Below are 6,621 nucleotides of genomic sequence, written 5' to 3' on the forward strand. Positions count from 1 at the left end.
GGCCCGGCGCTTGGCGCACCGGACCTTAACCGCCGCTGGCTGGCGCGACCGCGCAGGCTGCGGCGATCGCCGCGGCAAACGCCTCTCCGCCATCGGCGGTACGGTCCAGCGAAAGCCAGGGCTCTATCAGCTCGATCTCCATCAACGCATAGCCGCCAATACCATCGCCGACCATATCGACACGAGCATATAACACATCACCGCCGACGGCTGCGATCGCCGCGGCCGCCAGCGCCTTGGCCGCGGCAGGTGGGTCTGTCGCGGTGGATTGGCCGCCGAACTGCCCCTGCACTCGGAAGTCGCCCTGCGCCGGTCGCTTGACGATGGCGTGCGCAAGGCTGCCCGCCAGATGGAACAGCGAAAGCTCGCCTTCGCTGGATATGCATGGCATCATCGGCTGCACCAGCATGGTCTGGACCAGCGCCTCATCCGGGCATGCCGCGCCATCGCGCAACAGCCAGGTATGATCCGACCCAGCCGAAACCGGCGGCTTGATGACCAGATCGCGGGTGCTGAAGGCTTCGCGTGCCTTCTCCAGTGCGGCGGCATCCAGTGCCTCATGGCACCGTGTGGGCACGATCGCGATGCCTTTGCGCTCAAGCTCGAGCAGATAACGCTTGTCGGTGTTCCAGCGCAGCACGGGCAAGGGGTTGAGGAAGCGGGTGCCGGTCCATCGGTCGAGCTGCTGATACCAGCGCTTCAGATCGCGGTGATAGCCCCACGCCATCAACGGCAATGCGAGATCGCAGTCGAGCGGGCGGGTGTCGGTCCAGGCCCGCCATTCGACGTCGATGCCGTGGCGGGCGAGCAGCGGTGCAAGCAGGGCCTGTTGATCGCGCCAGTCGTCATAACGGTCAAGATCGCCATCGTCGGGGATGAGGATGCAGATATGCATGATAAGGTCTGCCGGGTTCGATTGGTGTTGAGGCTTGATCGATCCCGGGTTTCGGGTCAACAGTCTGGGCCATGACCGATCCTGCCCCTGTAATCCAGAGCCTGTTCGCCGGGCTGCCCATCTTCATGCTGCATCTGGGCTCGTCGACCCTTGCCTGGGCGGTGGCGCTGGCGCTGTATGTCTGGATCACCCCGCACCGCGAGTTTGCGCTGATCCGCGAAGGCAACATGACTGCGGCGGTTTCGTTTGGAGGCGCCGCCATCGGGCTCGCGCTCCCGCTGGCATTCTGCCTCGCAGCTTCGGTGAATGTCTGGGACGTGCTGATCTGGGGCAGCGTGACGCTTATCCTCCAACTGATCGCTTTCCGTGCGGTCGACCTTCTGATCGGCAACCTTTCGAAACGGATCGAGGAAAACGAGGTGGCGGCAGCGACCTTCCTGGCGATGACCAAGATTGCGCTGGCCACGCTCAACGCGGCGGCCGTGGCAGGATAAAAAAATGGCGGAGCGCCGTGAAGCGCCCCGCCAATTCTTTCATCCCGAAGGACTGCTGCCGTTTAGAAGCGGAATGCAGTCGTCACGCGAAGCGAATGGAACTCGAAGTTCGGGTCGCTGCGACGCATGTCGGTCTGGCCGGCACGGATCAGGAAGGGGTTGGTCGCAGGCGCGGTGCCCGGGCCAACGTTCACGACGTAATCGTCGTTGGTGTAGTTGTTGTAGAGGTATTCAAAGCCGATCGTCATGTTGTCGGCGATCTTGGCTTCGACGCCACCGCCGGCCTGCCAGCCCCATGCCCAATCCTTGCCGTTGCGCGGCGTGAAGGCGTTGGCGCCGTTCGAGGTCTGGAAGCTGTTTTCGATGCGACCATAGCTAGCACCGCCGGTGCCGTAGAACAGAACGCCGCCGCCCGGGGTGTAACCTGCACGAGCGCGCGCCGAGATGGCGTAGTCGAGTTCACGCGTGAAGGTGTAGTTGGCGGGCGTGGTGCTGAATGCGGTCACGAAATCCTTGGCTTCCGAACGGCTGCCTTCGACGACAGCACCCAGAACGAAATTGCCATAGCGCTTGTCCGCGCCGATCCGCAGGCCGTATTCGATGCCGTTCTGGTCCTGACGGCAGCCGCCGCCGGCATTGTTGGCCAGAGCCGCGCCGCGGCAGAAGCCGGGCGAGAAAGCGTTTGCACCGGTGGTGGTGAGCACGCTGTCGTTGAAATCGCCGTCGACATTGGTGTCGAATACGACGCCTTCGCCGCGATCGTTCGACTGGGCCGAATAGCCAAAGTGACCGCCGACATAGATGCCGTCGAAATCAGTGTCTTCCTTGACAGTCTGGGCGAAGGCCGGCGTGGCCAGCATCGCCATGGCGATGGCCGAGACTGCAGAAATCTTGAGGGGGTTGGTCATAGTTTGCGCGTCCTTGCGTTTTATAATCAGACGCTTGCCAAACCAACAGATTGGCTCTCGGTTCCAAGAAAGTTGATAATGCACCAAAGACGTTGCTCTTTTGTCACACACAATTTCGACAGTCGCCGTGACATGAATGCCTGATTAATGAATCTGTCGGTGTTTGTTCATCCAGACTATTGCGGGCATCGGAGCCTGGGCGCGCGGCAACTTTCGGTCAGCAACGCCAGCTTGCACTCTTGATTCCGCCACGCCAGGCATTAGCCTTGAGAGTATGCGCGGGGCCGCGTTAGGTTCCCACAGACCGGAGTGTTCATGAGCAAGCAGCGCACAAGCAACCGGCGCGGCTGCCTGCCTTGGGTGCTGGGTGGTGTGCTGCTGTGGATATGGTTCAGCGGCGATGATGCCCAGTGGCAGGATGCCCCGCTCAGCGTCGAGCGCTTTGATCCGCGCAGCCCGCGCCGCCCGATGCCGGACATTGGCGAAAGCTTCGTGATTGCCGATCCTGGGCCGCAACAGGACAGCCAGGGCACGGCTTTTGCCGTTGACCGTGACGGGACATGGCTGACCGCGCAGCATGTCACCACCGGTTGCGACCAGCTCGGGCTGGTTTCCAACCGCGGGGTCGAAGCGCTGGTCGATGTTTTCGAAAGTACCGAGGCCGATGTGACGGTGATCCGGCGCGGGCCCGAGGCGCAGTTTGCGCTCGCGCTGACCGATGAACTGCCATCCGAAGGGGCGCTGGGATACCATATGGGGTTTCCCGCGGGCGAGCCGACGGTGGTGGTGTCGCGCTATATCGGCCAGACCTACGCCCAGCGCGGCGGACCGGGCGGGACGCCGGAGCCGATCCTGGCCTGGGCAGAGGGCGATCGCTTTCCGCCGGGTGATGGCCCGCTAGGCGGGATCAGCGGTGGACCGACATTCGACGAGCAGGGCAGGGTGGTGGGGGTGAACGCCGCGTCGACCCCGCGCCGCGGGCGGGTGCTGACCACCGACCCCCAAGCGATCCTGAGGCTGGTGCAGGCGAGTGCGGCGGTCGATGAACCCGGCGTGGCGACCGAATTGGCAACACCCGCCAGTGCGGCGTCGCTTTTTCAGGTTCTGCTTGAGCGCGGGATCGTCCGGCAGGTCTATTGCGGTGTGCGCTAGGGCTGGCTATGGGCGCGGCATCCCCGTGCCAGAATGGATTTAAGCGATGACCGACACTCCCGAAACCGCCGATCAGACCAGCCCCGCGCCCGCCGCTGCCGGCGATGTGCCGCCCGATCGTCTGGCGATCAGCCCGCGCAGCCCGCATTTCGACGGAGATCTGCTCGCGCGCGGCATCGGTATCCGGTTCAAGGGCGTCGAGAAGAACAATGTCGAGGAATACTCGATCTCCGAAGGCTGGATCCGGGTACAGGCCGGCAAGACCATGGATCGCAAGGGTCAGCCTCTGACGCTGAAGCTGAGCGGACCGGTCGAGGCGTGGTACAAGGATCTGGGCGACGACGCTCCGGTCGCCAAGGCCGACTGAGCCTTAGCCGCCCAGTTTTCCGATCAGATCTCCGATCGGGTCGGCTGGCGGGGAGGACAGCGCCGGCGACGACGCGCGCGCCGTGTCGCGGCGGAGCTTGTCCTGCTGCTTCACGTATTTCGCATATTCACGCCGCTGCTTTTCAATCTGCTTGAGCTGCTTGCGCGCTTCCTTTTCCGCCCGCTTTTCGGCCTGACGCTGCGCCTTGCGATCCGCATTGCTGAGCCCGCGGGTCGGCTGGCCGGCCGACGCCAACTGTACCGGTGGGGTCTGCAGCCGGCTGGGCGCGCGGCCCTGCGGGTAGATGAAGCCGTGTACCGGGTAGCGCGTGGTGCCAAGCCCGCCGATCGGGGTGTACCAGACCCGCACCTCGCTCCAGTCGTTGGCGGCTGACACATCTTCTGCCAGCACATCGCGCTCGATCTGGCCCTTGCGGCCATTGATCGGCGACCAGTTGGCATGATTGAGCAGCACGCGACGCGAATCGATGACCTTGCTCACCGCGGCGACATGGCCGAGCTGCATCGCGCGATGCGGCTTGAATGCCATCACCGCACCAGGAGCGGGCGCTTGGCCGCGCTCGTAACGGCCGGCCGCCTGCTGCCACCAGCTGTGCGCATCGCCATAGATCTGGATGCCGCTGACCTGCCGCGCATAGGGCACACATTGCAACATCGCATCCTGCGCACTTGCGGGGCAGGCTGCGAACGCCAGCGCAGCGGCAAGAGCCAGAACGGGGAGGGTTCGGGGACGCGGTGACATCACGGCCAAATTGCGGCAAAATGGTTCACAAAGCGTTTACCGCGACCGGCTGCGCATTTCGGCTTGTCGCATTTGCCGGGGGGTTTCAGCGTGAGGCCACGGCACGCGAGCGGCTCGGGGATCATGGCCGAGGCGCCGGCCTTCGGCACCTTTCGCGATTGTGGTGGCGCGTTCGTTGTCATGCAATTGGCAGGGGCGCTCGCTGCCCGGGCGGATTTGCGGGTGCTGTTCGTCGAGGACTGATCAGCCACAGCACAGGTCCCGGCGATCCCGTTGCACTTCGTTCATGACAAACGCCCGATAAACGCCTATCTGGCGCGGCATCATGACCACCCCCATCACGATCCCCGCACCGCCGAAAGTCGGCATGGTCTCGCTCGGCTGCCCGAAAGCCCTGGTCGATTCCGAACGCATCCTCACCAAGCTGCGCGCCGAGGGCTATCAGATGTCCGCCGATTATGCGGGCGCCGACGTCGTGCTGGTCAACACCTGCGGCTTTCTCGACAGCGCCAAGGAGGAGAGCCTCGAGGCGATCGGCGAGGCAATGGCCGAGAATGGCCGCGTCATCGTCACCGGCTGCATGGGCAACGAGGCCGACGTCATCCGCGCGCGCTTTCCCGATGTGCTCGCGATCACCGGCGCGCATCAGTATGAAGATGTCGTCCAGGCCGTGCACGATGCTGCCCCGCCTGCGCGCGGCGCGTTCATCGATCTGGTGCCCGAAGGTGGCATCAAGTTGACCCCGCGCCACTACAGCTATCTCAAGATCTCCGAAGGCTGCAACCACCGCTGCTCGTTCTGTATCATCCCCAGCTTGCGCGGTGATCTCGCCAGCCGCCGGATCGATGCGGTGCTGCGCGAGGCGGAGAAACTGGTCGCGGCAGGCACCCGCGAGCTGCTGGTGATCAGCCAGGATACCTCGGCTTATGGCGTCGACACGCGCCACGAGCCGCGCGCCTGGAAGGGCCGCGATGTCCGCGCGCACATGACCGATCTGGCGCGTGAGCTGGGTGGCCTGCGCACGCCCGAAGGCAAGGCACCCTGGGTGCGGCTACATTATGTCTATCCCTATCCGCATGTCGATCAGGTCATCCCGCTGATGGCAGACGGCCTGCTGACGCCGTATCTCGACATCCCGTTCCAGCACGCCGCCCCTGCGGTGCTCAAGCGCATGAAGCGCCCGGCGAACGAGGCCAAGGTGCTCGACCGGATCAAGGCGTGGCGCCAAATCGCACCCGATATCACCATCCGCTCGTCGTTCGTCGTCGGCTTCCCCGGCGAGACCGAGGCGGACTTCCAGTATCTGCTCGACTGGCTCGACGAGGCGCAGCTCGACCGCGTCGGCGGCTTCCGCTTCGAACCGGTCGAAGGTGCGGCGGCCAACCTGCTTCCCGATCCGGTGCCAGAAGCAGTCAAGGAAGAGCGTTACCAGCGGCTGATGGAAAAGACCGCCGCGATCAGCGCTGCCAAGCTCGCTGCCAAGGTCGGCCGCACTTTGCCGGTGATCATCGACGAGGTCGGCGAGCCCGACGAGGAAGACGGCTCGGTCGGCGCAACGGGACGTTCGCAGGCCGACGCACCCGAGATCGATGGGCATGTGTATCTGCGCGATGTGCCCGAGGGGCTGGCGCCGGGCTCGTTCGTCGACGTGCTGGTCGAGGATGCCGACGAGCATGATCTTTACGGGGTGATTGCGGGCTAGGGGTGATTGCCCGAGTTCTTCACATCACAACCACCAGCGCTCAGGCTGAGCCCGTTGAAGCCCGCGCGATGACCTTCGCGCAATTACGCACCCGTCATCCTGAACTTGTTTCAGGACCCATCGTGCCCCAACAGCCGAACGCGCGTGGGGAGAAATGGGCCCTGAAACAAGTTCAGGGTGACGACAGAGTATTGGGCTGGTGTTGGCGCGGAGCTTTCGACGAGCTCAGGCTTAGTGTCGGGGTGGCGGCTTTGGACTTATGCTGGGAAAAACGTGTTATTCCGCTAGCGACCCCTGTGTGGACGGCTCTCCGTTGGCAAGGGTGTTTCTGCACTGCGCTG

8 protein-coding genes are annotated in these 6,621 nt (G+C 64.1%); 5 read left to right on the plus strand and 3 right to left on the minus strand.

The window, feature by feature from the left end:
• Positions 1 to 25: 25 nt before the first annotated feature.
• Positions 26 to 895, minus strand: a complete 870-nt coding sequence (locus QUV11_RS15470; RefSeq protein ID WP_300883791.1) for a hypothetical protein — start codon at positions 893 to 895, stop codon at positions 26 to 28.
• Between the two features lie 71 nt (positions 896 to 966).
• On the opposite strand from QUV11_RS15470, the gene QUV11_RS15475 reads away from it, so the two are divergent.
• Positions 967 to 1,389, plus strand: a complete 423-nt coding sequence (locus QUV11_RS15475; protein ID WP_300883792.1) for a DUF350 domain-containing protein — start codon at positions 967 to 969, stop codon at positions 1,387 to 1,389.
• Positions 1,390 to 1,451: 62 nt separating this feature from the next.
• Here QUV11_RS15475 and QUV11_RS15480 read toward each other — a convergent pair whose 3' ends face one another.
• Entirely contained in the window at positions 1,452 to 2,297 is an 846-nt protein-coding gene (locus QUV11_RS15480) for an outer membrane beta-barrel protein (protein ID WP_300883793.1), read from the minus strand.
• Between the two features lie 315 nt (positions 2,298 to 2,612).
• Between QUV11_RS15480 and QUV11_RS15485 the strand changes: the two genes are divergently transcribed.
• On the plus strand, positions 2,613 to 3,449 hold the full coding sequence (locus QUV11_RS15485; RefSeq protein WP_300883794.1) for a serine protease: 837 nt from the start codon (positions 2,613 to 2,615) through the stop codon (positions 3,447 to 3,449).
• 46 nt (positions 3,450 to 3,495) lie between these two features.
• Positions 3,496 to 3,816 (plus strand): DUF3297 family protein, encoded by a 321-nt coding sequence (locus tag QUV11_RS15490; protein WP_300883795.1) that lies wholly within the window; start codon positions 3,496 to 3,498, stop codon positions 3,814 to 3,816.
• Between the two features lie 3 nt (positions 3,817 to 3,819).
• Here the strand turns inward: QUV11_RS15490 and QUV11_RS15495 are convergent, their stop codons facing one another.
• Positions 3,820 to 4,491, minus strand: a complete 672-nt coding sequence (locus QUV11_RS15495) for a CHAP domain-containing protein (RefSeq protein ID WP_300883796.1) — start codon at positions 4,489 to 4,491, stop codon at positions 3,820 to 3,822.
• A gap of 177 nt (positions 4,492 to 4,668) precedes the next feature.
• Here QUV11_RS15495 and QUV11_RS15500 point away from each other — a divergent pair, with 177 nt between their 5' ends.
• The gene (locus tag QUV11_RS15500; RefSeq protein WP_300883797.1) at positions 4,669 to 4,821 is read left to right on the plus strand and encodes a hypothetical protein; all 153 of its coding nucleotides are present in this window, start codon (positions 4,669 to 4,671) and stop codon (positions 4,819 to 4,821) included.
• 82 nt (positions 4,822 to 4,903) lie between these two features.
• Positions 4,904 to 6,280 carry a 30S ribosomal protein S12 methylthiotransferase RimO gene (gene rimO / locus QUV11_RS15505; RefSeq protein WP_300883798.1) on the plus strand — a complete coding sequence of 459 codons (1,377 nt, stop codon included), beginning with the start codon at positions 4,904 to 4,906 and terminating at the stop codon, positions 6,278 to 6,280.
• Positions 6,281 to 6,621: the final 341 nt, after the last annotated feature.

This window comes from Blastomonas sp. (genome assembly GCF_030373265.1).
Taxonomy (GTDB): Bacteria; Pseudomonadota; Alphaproteobacteria; order Sphingomonadales; family Sphingomonadaceae; genus Blastomonas.

Coding starts and splice junctions, on each gene's coding strand:
- QUV11_RS15495 (WP_300883796.1), bottom strand. CDS start 4,491: ATGTTGCAATGTGTGCCCTATGCGCGGCAGGTCAGCGGCATCCAGATC.
- QUV11_RS15485 (WP_300883794.1), top strand. CDS start 2,613: ATGAGCAAGCAGCGCACAAGCAACCGGCGCGGCTGCCTGCCTTGGGTG.
- rimO (WP_300883798.1), top strand. CDS start 4,904: ATGACCACCCCCATCACGATCCCCGCACCGCCGAAAGTCGGCATGGTC.
- QUV11_RS15475 (WP_300883792.1), top strand. CDS start 967: ATGACCGATCCTGCCCCTGTAATCCAGAGCCTGTTCGCCGGGCTGCCC.
- QUV11_RS15480 (WP_300883793.1), bottom strand. CDS start 2,297: ATGACCAACCCCCTCAAGATTTCTGCAGTCTCGGCCATCGCCATGGCG.
- QUV11_RS15490 (WP_300883795.1), top strand. CDS start 3,496: ATGACCGACACTCCCGAAACCGCCGATCAGACCAGCCCCGCGCCCGCC.
- QUV11_RS15470 (WP_300883791.1), bottom strand. CDS start 895: ATGCATATCTGCATCCTCATCCCCGACGATGGCGATCTTGACCGTTAT.